At 70.3% G+C, this 15,750-nt stretch carries 13 protein-coding genes; 8 read left to right on the top strand and 5 right to left on the bottom strand.

Translation table 11 applies throughout. From position 1 onward, the window contains the following. The first annotated feature begins 148 nt into the window (after nt 1-148). On the top strand, nt 149-442 hold the full coding sequence (gene catC, locus BJEO58_RS08780; RefSeq protein WP_101589082.1) for a muconolactone Delta-isomerase: 294 nt from the start codon (nt 149-151) through the stop codon (nt 440-442). Between the two features lie 61 nt (nt 443-503). Then, the gene (locus BJEO58_RS08775; protein ID WP_101589081.1) at nt 504-1,025 is read left to right on the top strand and encodes a DinB family protein; all 522 of its coding nucleotides are present in this window, start codon (nt 504-506) and stop codon (nt 1,023-1,025) included. Nucleotides 1,026-1,143: 118 nt separating this feature from the next. Here BJEO58_RS08775 and BJEO58_RS08770 read toward each other — a convergent pair whose 3' ends face one another. Continuing rightward, nucleotides 1,144-2,928 carry an L-aspartate oxidase gene (locus BJEO58_RS08770; protein ID WP_246075874.1) on the bottom strand — a complete coding sequence of 595 codons (1,785 nt, stop codon included), beginning with the start codon at nt 2,926-2,928 and terminating at the stop codon, nt 1,144-1,146. 334 nt (nt 2,929-3,262) lie between these two features. Here BJEO58_RS08770 and BJEO58_RS08765 point away from each other — a divergent pair, with 334 nt between their 5' ends. Beyond that, nucleotides 3,263-4,513, top strand: coding sequence for an MFS transporter (locus BJEO58_RS08765; protein WP_101589080.1), 1,251 nt, complete (start codon nt 3,263-3,265; stop codon nt 4,511-4,513). A 204-nt stretch (nt 4,514-4,717) separates the two neighbouring features. After that, a complete protein-coding gene (locus BJEO58_RS08760) occupies nt 4,718-5,551 on the top strand; it encodes an alpha/beta fold hydrolase (protein WP_101589079.1) in 834 nt (277 codons plus the stop codon). Nucleotides 5,552-5,654: 103 nt separating this feature from the next. Here BJEO58_RS08760 and BJEO58_RS08755 read toward each other — a convergent pair whose 3' ends face one another. Then, nucleotides 5,655-6,716 (bottom strand): NAD(P)/FAD-dependent oxidoreductase, encoded by a 1,062-nt coding sequence (locus BJEO58_RS08755; protein WP_101589078.1) that lies wholly within the window; start codon nt 6,714-6,716, stop codon nt 5,655-5,657. 125 nt (nt 6,717-6,841) lie between these two features. Here BJEO58_RS08755 and BJEO58_RS15215 point away from each other — a divergent pair, with 125 nt between their 5' ends. Further along, the gene (locus BJEO58_RS15215) at nt 6,842-7,891 is read left to right on the top strand and encodes a helix-turn-helix domain-containing protein (RefSeq protein ID WP_246075873.1); all 1,050 of its coding nucleotides are present in this window, start codon (nt 6,842-6,844) and stop codon (nt 7,889-7,891) included. Between the two features lie 123 nt (nt 7,892-8,014). Here the strand turns inward: BJEO58_RS15215 and BJEO58_RS08740 are convergent, their stop codons facing one another. Then, nucleotides 8,015-9,250 carry a pyridoxal phosphate-dependent aminotransferase gene (locus tag BJEO58_RS08740; protein WP_180951890.1) on the bottom strand — a complete coding sequence of 412 codons (1,236 nt, stop codon included), beginning with the start codon at nt 9,248-9,250 and terminating at the stop codon, nt 8,015-8,017. 203 nt (nt 9,251-9,453) lie between these two features. On the opposite strand from BJEO58_RS08740, the gene BJEO58_RS08735 reads away from it, so the two are divergent. Next, nucleotides 9,454-10,206 (top strand): trimeric intracellular cation channel family protein, encoded by a 753-nt coding sequence (locus tag BJEO58_RS08735; protein WP_101589076.1) that lies wholly within the window; start codon nt 9,454-9,456, stop codon nt 10,204-10,206. Nucleotides 10,207-10,340: 134 nt separating this feature from the next. Here BJEO58_RS08735 and BJEO58_RS08730 read toward each other — a convergent pair whose 3' ends face one another. Then, entirely contained in the window at nt 10,341-11,021 is a 681-nt protein-coding gene (locus BJEO58_RS08730; protein ID WP_101589075.1) for a hypothetical protein, read from the bottom strand. Nucleotides 11,022-11,144: 123 nt separating this feature from the next. On the opposite strand from BJEO58_RS08730, the gene BJEO58_RS08725 reads away from it, so the two are divergent. Both BJEO58_RS08725 and otsB read left to right on the top strand, forming a co-directional pair. Then, entirely contained in the window at nt 11,145-11,747 is a 603-nt protein-coding gene (locus tag BJEO58_RS08725; protein ID WP_101589074.1) for a DUF308 domain-containing protein, read from the top strand. A gap of 8 nt (nt 11,748-11,755) precedes the next feature. Continuing rightward, nucleotides 11,756-14,452: a trehalose-phosphatase gene (gene otsB / locus BJEO58_RS08720; protein ID WP_101589115.1), complete on the top strand. Its 2,697-nt coding sequence runs from the start codon at nt 11,756-11,758 to the stop codon at nt 14,450-14,452. Nucleotides 14,453-14,486: 34 nt separating this feature from the next. Here otsB and BJEO58_RS08715 read toward each other — a convergent pair whose 3' ends face one another. Further along, nucleotides 14,487-15,746: a sensor histidine kinase gene (locus tag BJEO58_RS08715; RefSeq protein WP_101589073.1), complete on the bottom strand. Its 1,260-nt coding sequence runs from the start codon at nt 15,744-15,746 to the stop codon at nt 14,487-14,489. Nucleotides 15,747-15,750 lie beyond the last annotated feature (4 nt).

The following is a 15,750-nucleotide window of genomic DNA, read 5'->3' as shown; positions in this document are numbered from 1 at the left end:
AGCATCTCTATCCGGGGGCCTACTGTGAGCAGGGTGGCATCGCTGTGCAGGGCGGACCCGCTGCAGGTGGGCGCAGCCGACTGGTGCGCAGCTGACATGGCCGGTACGCCCGGTGCGACCTGTAGAACCGATCGGAAGGACTGAGACGATGCTGTTCCTCGCACGGATGGATGTGGCGTTCCCGGAGAGCATGGACGCGGAGACCCGCGCCGATTTCCAGGCGCGGGAGAAGGAGTACTCCAGTGATCTGCAGCGCCGCGGGATCATGAAGGGGATCTGGCGGGTGGTCGGCGAGTACGCGAACCACTCCGTCTACGAGGTCGACACGAACGATCAGCTCCACGACGTCTTCGCCGGCTTCCCGATGTTCCCCTACATGACGGTGCAGGTCACCCCGCTGGCGAAGCACCCGAACGCGACGAAGGACGACTTCTTCGGCTGAGCGCCGTCGCCTCCGAGGCGCAGTCTCGCCTGGAGCGCTGCCCGTCTGAGATGCTGACTGCATGGATGATGCGCTCACCCCGGCAGGCGCCCCGGCAGGCACCTCGGCGGCGGATCCGAGCGACGGCCCGGTGATCGCCGCGTACCTCGCGGTCGCAGGCGAGGCCTTCGACGGGATCGAGGCGGTCCTCGCCGCCCTCGACGACGACTCGGTGAACCGGTCTCCGCTGCCGGGCACCGTGAATACGGTGTTCGCACTGATGACCCATGTGCACGGGATGGCCTGCTACTGGGGAGGCTCGCTGATCGCAGGGGAGCGGAACCCTCGCGATCGAGCGTCGGAGTTCCGCTCGCGCGGGACCGTCGCCGAGGCCCGGGGCCTCCTCGCGGACCTGCGCGCCCGCCTGCCCGGCTGGGTCGAGGTCGCGCGCACCGAGGGGGTGCGAGACCCGCACGCCGCGGGCACGAGCAGGTCCGACGCCGCAGACGTCACCGCGGCATGGGCGCTGCAGCACGTCCTGCACGAGATCGCTCAGCACCTGGGGCACATGGAGATCTGCCGCGACCTGGTCGTCGCCGACTGACGGCCGGGGCTGCGGCGCCGGAACGGCCGGTCCCGCGCCGCCCGGAACGGCCGGTCGGTGCGGCGCCCGGAACGTGGAGGCGGCCGGTCGGTGCGGCGACCACGAACCGCCGCGCTGCTCACTCCACGAGCTTGCCGTCCTGTGACACGTCCCGCATGAGGGCGGCGATCTCAGCAGGGGCCTCTGCGAGTGGCTCCTGCTCCACACGGCCGGGCCCGGCCCACACGAGGTTCACCCGCATCGCGGGATCCTGGTCCGGGAAGTCCGCGCGATTGTGGCAGCCGCGCGTCTCGCGACGCTCCAGTGCGCATTCGAGGGTGGCCCGCGCGGCCAGCAGCGACGACTTCAGGTCGAACGCGTGTGCGAGGTCCTGGTAGCCGGCCTGGTCGGGGTGCACGCCGATGTCCGCGCTGCGGGCCTCGATCGCGGCGAGCTCGTCGAGCCCTCTGCGCAGACCGCTCTCGTCGCGGACGACGCCGCAGTGCTCGGTCATCGTGTCGCGCACCGCGCGTTGGAGGGCGCGGATGTTCTCCGTGCCGTCGGCGGCGAGCAGGTCGGTGACCTCGGCGCGGGCGGCGGCCACAGCCTCGGGCGACCTCGTCTGCACGACGATCCCGCGATGGTGGCGCGCGGCGGCCTCACCGGTGATCCGACCGAACACCAGCAGCTCGATGAGCGAGTTGCCGCCCAGTCGGTTCGCCCCGTGCAGGCCGGATGCCGCCTCGCCGATCGCGAAGAGACCGGGCACGTCGGTGCTGTGGTCCTCGGGGCGCACCAACACGCCGCCCATCGAGTAGTGCGCGGTGGGCGCGATCTCGATCGGAGCCCGGGTGATGTCGAGCATCTGCAGCTCCATGAGCGTCTGGTAGACGCGGGGCAGACGCTCCATGATCTGCTGGCGCGGCAGATGCGACACGTCCAGCCACACGCCGCCGTTCGCGGTCCCGCGACCCTCCTTGATCTCCGTGTAGGAGGCGAGTGCGACGCGGTCGCGGGTGGACAGCTCCATGCGCTCCGGGTCGTAGGTCGACATGAAGCGCGCGCCCAGGGAGTTGCGGAGGATCCCGCCCTCGCCGCGAGCGGCCTCCGAGACGAGGGTGCCGGCGTCGGCCTCCGGTTCGAGGATGCCGGACGGGTGGAACTGGACGAGTTCCGCATCGCGGATCCGGCCGCCCGCCTCGTGCGCGAGCCGGAACGAGTCGCCCGTGTTCTCGTTGCGGCGGGATGAGGTGCGCCGCCAGATCCGATTGTGGCCGCCGCACGCCAGGATCACGGCATCGGCGTGCACCAGGTATCGCTCGCCGGTGTGCTCGTGGAAGCCATAGGCGCCGAACACCGCACCGTCGTCGTTCGTGAGCACCTTCGTGATGTAGACGTGCTCGAGGATCGGCACGCCCGTCTGCTCCGCGCGGCGCACGAGGGTCTTCTGGATCTCGAGCCCGGTGTAGTCGCCGGAGAAGGCGGTGCGCCGCCACGTGTGGGCGCCGAAGAAGCGCTGGGAGATGCGGCCGTCCTCCTCGCGCGCGAACTGCATGCCGAAGCGGTCCAGGTCTTCGATGCCGCGCGCTGCGCCCTGCGTCACGATCTCGACTGTGCGCGGGTCGGCCAGCCCATAGCTCTCCTGGAGCGTGTCCGCGGCGTGCTGCTGCCACGAGTCCTGTGCGTCGACTGTGCCGAGCGCGGCGTTGATGCCGCCGGCCGCGAGCGTCGTGTGCGCGTCGTCGCGGGGTCGCTTCCCGATCGCCAGCACGTCGACGCCCTGCTCCCGCAGCTCGATCGCCGCCCGCAGTCCGGAGCCGCCCGTCCCCACGACGAGGACGGAGGTGGAGATCTGCCGTTCGCGGGCTGCGGAGGTGCGGGGCGCCTCGTGCGGGGTGTGCGGGTGCGTGGTCGTCTCCGTCATGGGAGCCCTCCCTGAGGGGGTCGTCTGCGGAGCCGCCGGATGATGTGCGGCTCACTGCACTCGACGGTACGGGCGCGCGAGCACGCGGAACAAGGGTTGCCTAACGTGCTGAGTCGCGGGGTCTCGCGATGTGGATGTGAGATGAGACTGATGCATCTCACCTGCGGCGATGCTGACTACAATCTGTAGTGAGATCGGTGCGTGGATGTGCAGTCCGGCGATGCCGGCGGTATCGACCGCGCCGCGATTGCACCCCACAGCATGTGTGCCGCAGACTCTGTGGGGTCGGTCTCACGGTGCGGCATCGGGCCTGCGCCACACTCAAGGGAGAGCCATGCACACTCCGTCCCGCACCTGGATCGTGGTCCTCTGCTGGCTCACGGTCATGTTCGAGGGCTTCGACATCGTCGCTCTGGGCGCCATCATTCCCATCCTCACGAACCCTGAGATCGGTCACGTGGGAGTCACCGTCGCGGATATGACGTTCGTGTCGACGATCTCGCTGGTGGGCGTGGCGATCGGTGCGGTCTGCATCGGTCCGATCGCCGACCGCCGGGGGCGCAGACTGCCGCTCATGGGCTGCGTGGCCCTGTTCTCCCTCTTCACATTCATCTTCCCGCTCATGCCGAACGTCGCGCTCATGGGGGCGGTCCGGCTCATCGCCGGGTTCGGGCTGGGCGCGTGCATGCCGATCGCCGTGACGATGATGCAGGAATCCGCACCTCAGGGCCGGAAGGCGAACGCGTCGACTGTGACGATGACCGGCTATCACGCGGGCGCCGTGCTGGCGTCGCTCGCCGCCCTCGTCTTCCACGAGCACTGGCACTGGCTCTTCTACCTGGGCGGCGGCCTGGGGCTGCTCTCCCTCATCCCGATGTGGCTGAAGCTCCCCGAGACCGCACCCCCGGCGATCGTGGGAGCGGCGGCGGCTGCGAAACCCACGCCGGCCGGCCCCTCACTGAGCGTCCGCGACCTGTTCCGGGACGGGCGGTCACGCATCACCGTGTGCCTGTGGGTCGCGACCTTCATGGGGCTCATGCTCGTGTACGGCCTCAACACCTGGCTGCCGAAGATCATGGAGCTCGCCGGGTACAACGTGTCCAGTTCGCTCGTCATGCTGTTCGTGCTGAACGCGGGCGGCATCATCGGACTGCTGGTGGGCGGTCGTGTGGCCGACGCCAGCGGGATCAAGGGGACGATCCTCGTGTGGTTCGGCGTGGCAGCGGTCCTGCTGGCAGCGCTCAGCATCCGCATCGCGGATCAGGTCGTGCTCAACGGGATCATCCTCATCACGGGCGGGTTCGTGTTCTCCGCGCAGGTGCTCGTGTACGCGTTCGTCGGGTACCTGTACCCGAAGACGCTGGTCGCGACGGGGATGGGCTTCGCGTCCGGAGTCGGCCGGATGGGTGCGATCCTCGGGCCCCTGGCCACGGGCGTCCTCGTCACGATGAGCATCGCCTATCCGGGCGGCTTCTACATGTTCGCGGCTGCCGCCCTCATCGGGTTCCTCGCGGTGCTGTCGATCCCCAGGCCGCGAGCGTCGACGTCGAAGGAGCTGCACGCCCTCGAGCAGTCGGAGGTGTGACGTGGTGCCTGCTCGACCGCCACGTCGCGCGCATCCGCCTGCCGGCGGAGGAGGCGACGACGAGACCGTGTTCCTCGGCCTCCCGCGGAACGATGATTTCTGAGGCAGGCTTGGGGGCATGACCGCACGCGATCGTCGCCGTGACGCGACGGCCCGCGCTCGACTTCTCCCGCACAGGGGAGGACTCTTCGAAAGGATCGGACCATGACGACTCTCACCGCCACTCTCCTGCCGACAGGAGGTGCCGACGCAGCAGCCGACGGCGACCGCGTCCTCGTGGTCCTGGCGTCCTTGGGAACCGGCGTGCAGCCGCTGTGGCAGGACGCGGCGGCCCAGCTGCCAGAGGGCTGGACCGTGGTGGGGGTGGACCTGCCGGGGCACGGACGCTCGACTCCTCTGGCGGCGCGCGCCGGTATCGCCGTGACGATCCAGGAGCTTGCGGAGCAGGTGCTCGGAGCCGTGCGCGCCGCACTGCCCGGAGCGGGTTCCTTCGCAGTCGCAGGAGATTCCGTGGGCGGCGCGATCGCTCTGCAGCTGGCCCTGTCGTACCCGGAGGCGGTGGAGGCGGCGGGTGTGTTCTGCTCCGGCGCGAAGATCGGGACGGCTGAGGCGTGGGAGGAGCGCGCCGCCTTCGTGGAGGAGGCGGGGACGCCCAGCATGGTCGAGGGGTCCGTGCAGCGCTGGTTCGCGCCGGGCTTCGTCGAGGCGCAGCCCGCCGTGTCGACGGAGCTGCTGCATTCCCTCCGGGGGACTGATCGGTTCTCGTATGCAGCGGTGTGCCGGGCGCTCGCGGCGTTCGACGTGCGCGATCGTCTGCAGGACGTGCGCGTCCCGATCCTCGCGGTCGCCGGCGAGCATGACCAGCCGACTCCACCGGAGAGCCTCCGGGTGATCGCCGACGGTGTGCCGAACGGGCGGTTCGAGGTCGTCTCCGACGCCGCCCACCTCGTCCCGGCGGAGGCGCCCGAGGTCACGGCCGAGCTGCTGCACGGCTTCCTCCTGGCAGCCGCACCGGCCCACCCGCCCCTCGCCGACTGAGTGCAGACCGGCCCGCCCGGGTCCGAGGACGGGCCGGTCTGCACTCGGCCGCCGCAGCGCTGCAGTGATACTGCTGCGGCGACACTCCGGTGGGGCGCTCATGTCAGCGCTCGCGGGCGAAGTCCTCCTCCACGAGGTCCATGTTCGCCCGTCCTCCCGCCAGGACGCCGTCCCCCATCGACGCCGCGACCATCGCGCCGGCGCTCGTGACGTTGCCGGCGGCGAAGACGCCGGGCACGTTCGTCGCCCTGCCCATGTCGACGGGCACGAACTGACCCATGACGTTCTCCTCGACGACGAGCCCGAGTCCGTCGACGAGTGCTGAGTCGACCCGCATGTGCGTACCCACGAGGATCGCGTCGAGCGGGACTGGTGCATCCAGTCCGGCGACGACGACCCCCGTGAGGTTCCGCCCGTCGGGGGAAGCTTCGGTGCGGGAATCGGCCTCGCCCGCGTCGGCCGTGCGGTCGCTGAGGACCTCCTGCACCGCACCGTCGACGATGCGCACGCCGCGGGACGCGAGCACGGCGCGGTCGTCGGCGCTGGGGGCGGGCTGCTCGTGCAGCAGCACCGTGACGTCGTGCGACCACTGTCGGACGAGCTTCGCCTGGTGCAGCCACATCGGACCGGTCGCCAGGACGCCGATGCGCCCGCCGCGCACCTCGTGCCCGTGGCAGTACGGGCAGTGGATGACGTCGTGTCCCCATCGCTCCGCGAGGCCGGGGATGTCCGGCAGGGTGTCGACGGCACCGGACGCGAGCACGATCCGGCGAGCGTGGACGGTCGAGGCGTCCGGGACCTCGGCGGCGGGGGCTTCGGTGGAGGAGGTGCTCCCAAACGGTTCGGCATCCGTGCGTCCTGCTGTGAGGGTGACGGTGAAGCCGTCCGCTGCGGTCCCGCGCACGTCCGTCACGGTGCCCGCGACGATCTGCGCGCCGTATGAACGGGCCTCCGCGCGACCCTTCTCGATCAGCTCCAGGGGATCGATGCCCTCGTTGCCGAGCAGGTTGTGCGCGCCTGCGGCCGGTGCGTTGCGGGGCGACCCCGCGTCGACGACGAGGACGCTGCGCAGTGCTCTGCCGAGCGTGAGCGCGGCGCTGAGGCCCGCGACGCCGCCGCCGATCACGACGACGTCATAGGTGGGAGTGTGCAGGGGCTGAGTCATGATGCTCTCCATTCATGTGGGGATGCCTGCACTCTGGACTCGCACGGGCCCGAGCGGCGATAATCGTTGCCGAACCGGCAAGTTCGTCAGCCGCGTCGATGACGGAGCGGAGGGAGGGGACGCGGATGGATGCGGTCGACCCGGAGTCCCCGGAGTCCTCGGAGGACTCGGAATCGCCGGAGTCCCCGGAATCGCCGCAGTCCCCGGAGGACGAGGTGGCGGAGGTCGTCGAGTCCGTGGGGCCGCGGCTGCGGGAGCGTCGGACGAGTCGCGGACTGTCGCTCACCGCGCTGAGCGAGCGGACCGGCATCTCCGTGAGCACTCTGTCCAGGCTGGAGACGGGTGCGCGGGTGCCGGGTCTCGAACACCTGGTCGCGCTCGCCCGGGCCCACCACGTGAGCCTCGATGAGCTCGTGGGGACGCGCTTCTCGTGGGACCCGCGGCTGCGGTACGACACGTACGAGGAGTCCGGGCGGACCGTCATGCCCATCGCCCCAGCGGCAGGCGGGCTGTGGGTCGAGCACGCGATCATCCGGCCTCCGCGGACGGGGATCGCAGAGCCCGCAGTCCACGTGCACGGCTCCGACGAGGCAGGGCACAGCCACGGGGAAGAGGGGCACAGCCGCGGTGAGGCGGGTGCCGGCCACAGCGCAGAGGGGCGCGGTCAGGGCGAAGCGGGTGCCGGCCACAGCGCAGAGGGGCGCGGTCAGGGCGAAGCGGGTGCCGGCCACAGCGCAGAGGGGCGCGGTCAGGGCGAGGCCGGTACTGGTCCCGGGCTCGCCGGCGAGGGCTTCGCGGCCAGTGCTGGCGGGCCTGGTGCTGGTGGGTCTGGTGCTGGTGGATCCAGTGCGGGCGGACGGGGAGCGGGCGGTCACAGGGTCGGCGGGGCCGGCCAGGGCCTCGGCGGGAGCCGCAGTGCGCCCGGGGGCGCGCGTTCATTCGAACCGGAGGCGATGCGCACCCACCGCGGGTATGTGTGGCTGCTCGTTCTGGAGGGGTCGCTGCGGCTGGTGGTCGGTGCTCACGATCTCGTGCTGCGACCCGGCGAGGCCGGGGAGTTCGACACCCGAGTGCCCCACTGGCTGGGTCCGGCGGAGGATCGGCCCGTCGAGGTCCTCAATGTCCACGGCCGCGAGGGCCAGCGCATTCGCGTGCGGGCGAGGCCCAAGCAGTGAAGGCGCCGGAACAGGTGCGGCTGGGTCGAGGTGCGGCTGGGTCGAGGTGCCCCGACCTACCGACTTTCATCAGACCACAGAGGAAAGAACCTGTGCGGTCTGATGAAAGTCGGTAGGTATGAGTCAGGCGGCGAGGTCCACCCGCTGCTCATAGCCGCTCAGGAAGTCGCCCAGGCGGTCCAGTGCCTCGTCGAGCACCTCGACGCTCGGCAGCGTCACCAGCCGGAAGTGGTCCGGCTTGTCCCAGTTGAACGCGCGGCCGTGTGACACGAGGATCTTCTGCTCCCTCAGCAGATCGAGCGCGAAGCGCTGGTCGTCGACGATCCCGAACCTCTCCACATCGAGCTTCGCGAAGAGGTAGAGCGCACCGTCCGCGGGCTGGGCGCTCACCCCGTCGATCTCGTTGAGCTTGCGTGCTGAGAGGTCCATCTGCGCGCCCAGCCTGCCGGTGGGCAGGACGAGGTCCTCGATCGTCTGGTGCCCGCCCAGCGCCGCCTGGATCGCATGCTGGGACGGGACGTTCGAGCACATCCGCATGTTCGCGAGCAGGCGGATCCCCTCGATGTAGCTGCTCGCCCGATGGAGCGGCCCGGTGATCGCGAGCCACCCCGACCGGTACCCGGCGATCCGGTAGGCCTTCGACAGGCCGGAGAAGGTGAGGCACAGGACGTCATCGCCGGTGATCGTCGCGAGATTGATCATCTCCGCGTCGCCGTAGGTGATCTTCTCGTAGATCTCATCCGCGAACATGAGGAGGTCGTGCTCCCGCGCGAGCTTCACGAGTCCCTCGAGCGTCTCCCTCGAGTAGACGGCGCCTGTGGGATTGTTCGGGTTGATGACGACGATCCCGCGCGTGCGCGGGGTGATCTTCGCGGCGATGTCCTCGAGATCGGGCATCCAGCCCTCGTCCTCCGCGCACCGGTAGTGGACCGGAGTGCCGCCGGACAGCGCGACCGAGGCCGTCCACAGCGGGTAGTCCGGCATCGGCACGAGGATCTCGTCGCCGGGATCGCACAGCGCCTGCATGGCGAGCGTGATCAGCTCGCTCACGCCGTTGCCCAGGTAGACGTCATCCGCGTCGAGCGAGCGGATCCCCTTCGTCTCGTAGTACTGGACGACCGCACGCCGTGCCGACAGGATGCCGCGGGAATCGCTGTACCCCTGCGCCTCCGGCAGGTGCTTGATCATGTCGACGAGGATCGCGTCGGGCGCTTCGAACCCGAACGGCGCGGGATTGCCGATGTTGAGCTTCAGGATGCGGTTCCCCGCCGCCTCCATGCGGTCGGCCTCTTCGAGGACCGGTCCCCTGATGTCGTAGAGGACGTTGGAGAGTTTGGAGGACTGCGAGAACACGGTGATCCCTTCGAGGAAGGCTGCAAGGTCGCCGGGGCTCTCACCCCGGTACGAGGCCAACCGTACGACCGGAGTCGCCCGGATGTCGCATTCCGAATGGTATGAACTGCCCTCCATTGTGCTGATTCGCCGCCTCTGCATTGGTATGCGGCATTGGTATGCGGCGCCGCCTTGCTGGCACTGTGCGGGTCCGCGGCTAGTCTGGGGGCGTGGAACCGCTCATGTTCTCCCTCGACCTGCTGGGCGTGCTCGCGTTCGCCGTGTCGGGCAACCTGCTCGCTGCCCGGAAGAACATCGACATCATGGGCAGTCTGGTGCTCGGCCTGTGCGCGGGACTGGGCGGCGGCATCATGCGGGACGTCATCCTGGGGCGCGTCCCGAGTTCCCTCCAGGAGCCGATCTACCTCCTGCCGCCCGTCGTCACCGCGCTCACCGTCTATCTGCTGGGCCAGCGCGCGCTCCACGCCCGCGTCCCCATCGTCGCCTTCGACGCCCTGGGCCTGGGCGTCTTCGCCACGACCGGCACCGCTATCGCGATGGGTGCGGGGCTGCCGCTCGCCTCGGCCATCCTCCTGGGCGTGCTCACCGCCGTGGGAGGCGGGATGATCCGTGATGTGCTCGCCAACGAGATCCCGGCGGTCTTCAACGGGTCGGATCTCTACATCATCCCCGCGATCGTCGGCGCCGGTCTCACAGCGCTGCTCTGGGCCGTGGGGTGGTTCGAGCCGTGGGCCGCGCTCGTCATCGCGGTGCCGGTCTTCGTGGTCCGGATGCTCGCCTGGTACTTCGAGTGGCGAGTCCCGACCCCCATGCGCGGGTGGTCGTACTCCAGTGTGCGCGGCGTCCTTCCCCGGACCCTGTCCGTGTTCCGTCGTCCTCCGGAGCGCGATCGCGGTGTCTTCGCCCCGCGGCGCTCGCGGACGGCGGGTCCCGACGAGCCCGAGGAGAACGGCCGCGCGTGAGGCTGCTCAGGCGGGAGAACAGCCGCGCGTGAGGCTGCTCAGGCGGGAGAACAGCCGCGCGTGAGGCTGCTCAGGCGGGAGAACAGCCGCACGCGAGGTTGCTCAGACGGGGGAGCAGCCGCGCGCGAGGTTGCTCAGACGGCGACGAGGAGCAGGCCGGCCGCACCGCTCACCAGCACCGCGATGCGAGATGACCACCGTGTGCGATCCGCCATCTGGCGCAGCCTGCGGCGAGCGGAGAATGCGGTGTCGAGGTCGATGCCCGGTGCGAACGCCCGGGAGTCCGCCTGTGTGTCGAGGACGGCGCGCCGCGGCGCCGACTGGTCGAGCCGCACGGGCAGGACACTCCTCTTCCGGACGCTTCCCGCGTCGACCGGGTCGAGCGTCCAGTGGACGTCCGTCGAGAACATGTATCCGGTGGGTGTGCGGATGAGCAGAGTGGCGTCGAGCCCTGCCCGAGGGCCAGGCGTGGGTTCCGAGGCCCTCATCACCTTAGCGATCGCCGGAGCACCGGTGCGGCGGATGAGTGCCGCGGTCCGCCTGTCGATCCCGATGCGCGAGGCGGGTCGCATCCCCGCCATCAGCAGCGCACCGGCGGCCACCGCGAGTCCCCACGGCCACAGCGTCAGGGTGGCGGCGACGAGGGGAGAGGCGTGTGCCGCATCCGGCAGGCCCACGGTCCCGAGACGCGCGAGGTTCACCAGCTCGCCGCCCACCATGCCGACGCCCAGTCCCAGGCACCACCAGAGGGCCGTGCGGCCGAGGGGGGTCGCACGGCCCTCCGCGATCGGCACAAGGGTGCCCTCGTGAGCCATAACCGAACGGTAGATCGTTCGCATGCCGTGAGGGTGTCGGGAAGGTGAACGTCAGCGAGCCTCCTGCTGGCGGTCGGCCGAGCCTCAGCCCACGCCCAGCGGGTCATCGCTAGACTTGGCCCAGTGACTTCGACCTCGGCTTCTCCGCACCTGCGTCCGCTCGGCACCTGGATGGCCGTCCGCGGCGGTCTCGCGATCGTCTTCGGCATCGTCACCGTGTTCTGGCCGCGTGAACAGATCGGTTCACCCGCGAACCTGAACATCTCGGTGACCACCGTCGACGCGATCCTGATCGCCTACCTGATCCTCAGCGGCCTCCTCGTCCTGCTGCAGGGGATCGCGACGCGCACGGACGCGCGCATGGCGCTGCTGGGGCAGGCAGTCGTCGTCATCCCGGGCATCGTCTTCCTCCTCCTCGCGGACGTCCCCGGCGAGCTGCGCGCCGCGATCGCGGTGTGGGCGGTCCTCCACGGAATCCTCGAGCTGTGGATCTGGCGGCTGGGCCGTCACGAGCGCATGAGCTCGGACTTCCTCATCGCGGGGGGCATCCATGTCCTCCTGGGCGTCATCGTGCTCGCGGGAACGGACATGAACGCGCTGAGCGTCATGGGCTTCGCCGGTGCGGCGGCGATGATCTCCGGCGTGTTCTACATGGTGGGCGGATACTCCCGTCGCTCCCGCACTCAGGGCGGCGCGGTGGCAGGCGCGGAGGTCGATGACGCGTGACGGCCCCGATGAGTCCGCCCGGTCCTCTCCAGGCCACGGCCTTCGTCGGCTCCGTGCGCAGCGATGGACTCCTGGTCGACCTCGCAGAGGCCGCCCGGACACTCGGAGACGACCTCTTCTCCCGTCTGGTGGCGCTGTCGCGCAGTCCGCAGCTGCTGGTCGCGACCGACTACGACGGGACGATCGCGCCCCTGGTCGATCGCCCCACCCGCGCGTTCCCGCTGGACCTCAACGTTGCGACGATGCGCGCGCTGTCGACGCTGCCGTCGACGCAGTCCGCCGTCATCTCCGGCCGGTCCCTGCGCGACCTCGCGGCGATGTCGCGGCTGCCCCGCGAAGTGCACCTCGTGGGCTCGCACGGCGGCGAGTTCGGCATCGATGAGTTCGACGACATCGATCCGGAGTCGGAGCGGCGGCGTGCCGCACTCCGCGCGGCACTGCTCGATCTTCGCCGCGACCACCCGGACGCCTTCGTCGAGTTCAAGCCGCTGGGCGCCGCCGTCCACCTCCGCGGGCGCTCGCCGAAGCAGCGCGACGCGATCACCGCGTGGGTGCACGAGACGTGCGCACGGATCGGGATCGAGCCCGTGCGCGGCCGCGATGTCTTCGACCTCACCGTCATCCCCGGCTCGAAAGGTGCCGCGCTCGATGCACTGCGGTCGCGGCTGGGAGCGGATTCGGTCCTCTACATCGGTGACGACGTCGCGGACGAGACCGCACTGGAGACGCTGCGCGACGGGGACCTCGGCCTCCGTGTGGGTGCGGACGGCGACACGCGCGCGCACGCCAGGATCGCGGACCCGCACATGGTGGGCATCACGCTCGCCGCTCTCTACGAGCTGCGGCGGTCGTGGCTCTTCGGCCGCTCGTCGACCCCCATCGAGCGGCACAGCCTCCTGGGCAACGGCCATTCGACCGCGCTCGTCGATCCCCGTGGGCGCATCTGCTGGATGCCGCACCCGCTCCCGCACTCGGCGAGCGTGTTCTCCGAGGTCCTCGGCTCCTCCTCCGCCGGCTACTTCTCCGTCGGCCCCGCCGTGCAGGGATCAGCCTCCGCGCAGGGATCAGCCGGGGAGAACCGAGCGGGCGCGGCGCGCACGCGGCCGCTGACCCAGCGCTACCGCGACGACACCATGACGGTGGTCACCCGGTGGGCGGGTCTCGAAGTGTCGGACTACTTGGCGCCGGTGCCCGATGATTCGCAGGACACCGTCCTGATCCGCGTGCTCACCGGCACTGCGCCCACGGAGATCCGGTTCGCCCCGCGCCTGGACTACGGTGCAGCCCCCACCTCGCTCGAGGTCGAGCGGGGAGTCGTCCGCGTCGACAACACGAGTGAGCCGATGGCTCTGCACGCCGCCGGCGTCGATTTCGAGCTCGTCGAGGAGCACGGGTCCCACACCGCAGTCGCACGCGTCGTCCCGGCCGATCTGCCCGGCGGCGAGCTGGTGCTCGCCTTCACCTGCGGCGGAGCCTCCGACTTCCTCGATTCCGTGCTCGCGGGCGACGAGCACCGCGTGCGGGCACTCGCAGAGGGCTTCTGGGAGAACTGGGCGCGCTCGCTGGCTCTGCCGGAGCACATGCGCGAAGGCGTCGTCCGCTCCGCGCTGACGCTGCGCGCACTCTGCCACGCGCCCACCGGCGGCGTGCTCGCTGCACCCACCACGTCGCTGCCGGAGGGGATCGGCGGTGTCCGCAACTGGGACTACCGCTACACCTGGCTGCGCGACGGCTCCATGACCGTGCGCGCGCTCCTCGACCTGGGATCGACCGCTGAGGCCGAGGGCTTCGTGCAATGGCTGCGGGGCATCCTCGCCGAGGCCCCGGGGCCGGAGTTCCTCCACCCCCTCTACGCAGTGGACGGGTCCGCCCTCACGTCCGAGGCGGTGCTCGAGCACCTGCCCGGCTACGCCGGATCCCGTCCCGTCCGCGTGGGCAACGCCGCCGAGCACCAGGTGCAGCTGGACGTCTTCGGCCCCGTCGCAGAGCTGCTGCGGGACATCGTCATCGCTCGCGGTGCGATCGACGACGGGGAGTGGGAGCTGCTCGTCGCGATGGGCACTGCCGTCGAGGCCCGCTGGCACGAAGAGGACCACGGCATCTGGGAGGCGCGCCGCCCGCCCAAGCACAACGTGTACACGAAGGTGATGTGCTGGGTGACCCTCGATCGCGCGATCGACGTGGCGGACAGCTTCGGGCTGACACTGCCCGGTGCGTGGCGGGGCCTGCGCGAGCAGATCGCGGAGGAGGTCACCGACCGCGGCTGGAGCGAGACGGCCCAGTCCTACACCGTGGCGTACGGCGACGACGACCTGGACGCCGCCTGCCTGTTCGTGGGGCTGTCCGGGATGCTCGCGGCGGACGACCCCCGATTCCTCGCGACCGTGGACGCGGTCGAGCGAGAGCTGCGGGAGGGCCCCACGGTCTTCCGCTACCGCTACGACGACGGTCTGCCGGGGCTCGAGGGCGGATTCCACATCTGCACGACCTGGCTCATCGAGGCGTTCCTGCTCACGGGCCGCATCGACGAGGCCCGGACGCTGTTCCGGCAGCTCGACAAGCTCCGCGGTCCCACAGGCCTGCTCGCGGAGGAGTACGACCCGCTCGCCGAGCAGCACCTCGGCAACCACCCGCAGGCGTACTCGCACCTGGGATACATCCGCGTGGTGCGGCTCGCCGCGCAGCTGGGCTGCTCCCTGGAGTGAAGCGGTCCCGATGGACCGGGCCCGGTCGCAGCACTCAGCTGTGCGGGACCTCGGGAGCGGGTGTGACGGGGAACCGGACCGTCGTGTGGGCACCGCCATGCGGGCCGTTCGCGAACTCGATCGCCATCCCCAGCAGGCGGGCCTGACCCTGTGCGATGACGAGGCCCAGCCCCATGCCGCCGCCGCCGGCCGACACGAATCGGGTCGGCCCGGTCGCGACGATGTCCGGCGGGTAGCCGGGGCCCGAATCCCTGACCACGACGGCATCCGGCCGCGTCTCGACCTCGATGGGGTCCGCGCCGTGCTTGACGGCATTCACGAGCAGGTTCGTGATGATGCGCTCGAAGCGCCGCTGATCCGTGACGATCCGGGTATCGCCCGCTCCGTACGTGATGTCCACCGGGTGACCGGCCAGCGTGCCGGAGCCGTCGAGGGTCGTCATGAGTGAGTGCATGCTCGCGTCGACGGAGATGGGCCCCATCATGGTCTCCGCGCGGCCCGCATCCAGTCGGGAGACCTCGAGCAGGTCCTCGACGAGCACCTGCATGCGCGTGACGCGCTCCTTCACGAGTTCGGCCGGACGGGATTCCTCCTCGAGCAGATTCGCGGCGTTCACGAGTCCGGTGAGGGGCGTGCGCATCTCGTGGGCGAGGTCTGCCGTGAAGCGCTGCTCGGACTCGATCTTCTCCGTGAGCCGCTCGACGGCGAAATCGACCGCCTGTGCGAAGTCGGCGACCTCGTCATTGCCGTAGTCGATGACGTCCGAGACGCGGTCCGTGGTCTCCCCGTGCGCGATCCGACGTGCCGCCTGGGCACCCAGGGTGAGTCTGCGAGAGATCTGTCCGGCGGCGAACGTGGCGATCCCGCCGATGAGCAGGGCGGAGCCGATCATCCCCAGCAGCACTGCCCGGTCGATGCCGGCCAGCAGCTTCTCCGACTCCGCAGTCGACTGGCGCACAGAGATCACGGCGGTGTGCGAGCCGACCCGGATCGGCGCTGCCGCCCAGATGTAGTCCTCGCCGCCGGAGCTGCTGAGAGTCGTCACCGACTGGCCGCGCAGGGCGGACTCCCGCGCATCCGCGGGCAGTTCCGGGTCGTCGATCGTCGTGTTGAGCGCCAGCACCCCGGTGTCGGAGTACACGGTCACGGCCTGGGTGAGCTGCTCCGTCGCGTTCGCGCGCTGGCGCTCTCCTTCGGCGCGGGCCGCGGACTGGCGGACGACGACGCCGCAGGTGAGAGCGGCGATGACGACGGAGGTGATGACGAGGAGGACGATCTTCCAGCGCAGCGACATGGGA

Source organism: Brevibacterium jeotgali (assembly GCF_900169175.1).
GTDB classification, from domain to species: domain Bacteria; phylum Actinomycetota; class Actinomycetes; order Actinomycetales; family Brevibacteriaceae; genus Brevibacterium; species Brevibacterium jeotgali.
The sequence above is the reverse complement of the archived record's forward strand: the minus strand, read 5'-3'. Positions and strand labels throughout refer to the sequence as shown.

Coding starts and splice junctions, on each gene's coding strand:
- BJEO58_RS08760 (WP_101589079.1), top strand. CDS start 4,718: ATGACGACTCTCACCGCCACTCTCCTGCCGACAGGAGGTGCCGACGCA.
- BJEO58_RS08770 (WP_246075874.1), bottom strand. CDS start 2,928: ATGACGGAGACGACCACGCACCCGCACACCCCGCACGAGGCGCCCCGC.
- BJEO58_RS08755 (WP_101589078.1), bottom strand. CDS start 6,716: ATGACTCAGCCCCTGCACACTCCCACCTATGACGTCGTCGTGATCGGC.
- catC (WP_101589082.1), top strand. CDS start 149: ATGCTGTTCCTCGCACGGATGGATGTGGCGTTCCCGGAGAGCATGGAC.
- otsB (WP_101589115.1), top strand. CDS start 11,756: ATGAGTCCGCCCGGTCCTCTCCAGGCCACGGCCTTCGTCGGCTCCGTG.
- BJEO58_RS08730 (WP_101589075.1), bottom strand. CDS start 11,021: ATGGCTCACGAGGGCACCCTTGTGCCGATCGCGGAGGGCCGTGCGACC.
- BJEO58_RS08775 (WP_101589081.1), top strand. CDS start 504: ATGGATGATGCGCTCACCCCGGCAGGCGCCCCGGCAGGCACCTCGGCG.
- BJEO58_RS15215 (WP_246075873.1), top strand. CDS start 6,842: ATGGATGCGGTCGACCCGGAGTCCCCGGAGTCCTCGGAGGACTCGGAA.
- BJEO58_RS08715 (WP_101589073.1), bottom strand. CDS start 15,746: ATGTCGCTGCGCTGGAAGATCGTCCTCCTCGTCATCACCTCCGTCGTC.
- BJEO58_RS08765 (WP_101589080.1), top strand. CDS start 3,263: ATGCACACTCCGTCCCGCACCTGGATCGTGGTCCTCTGCTGGCTCACG.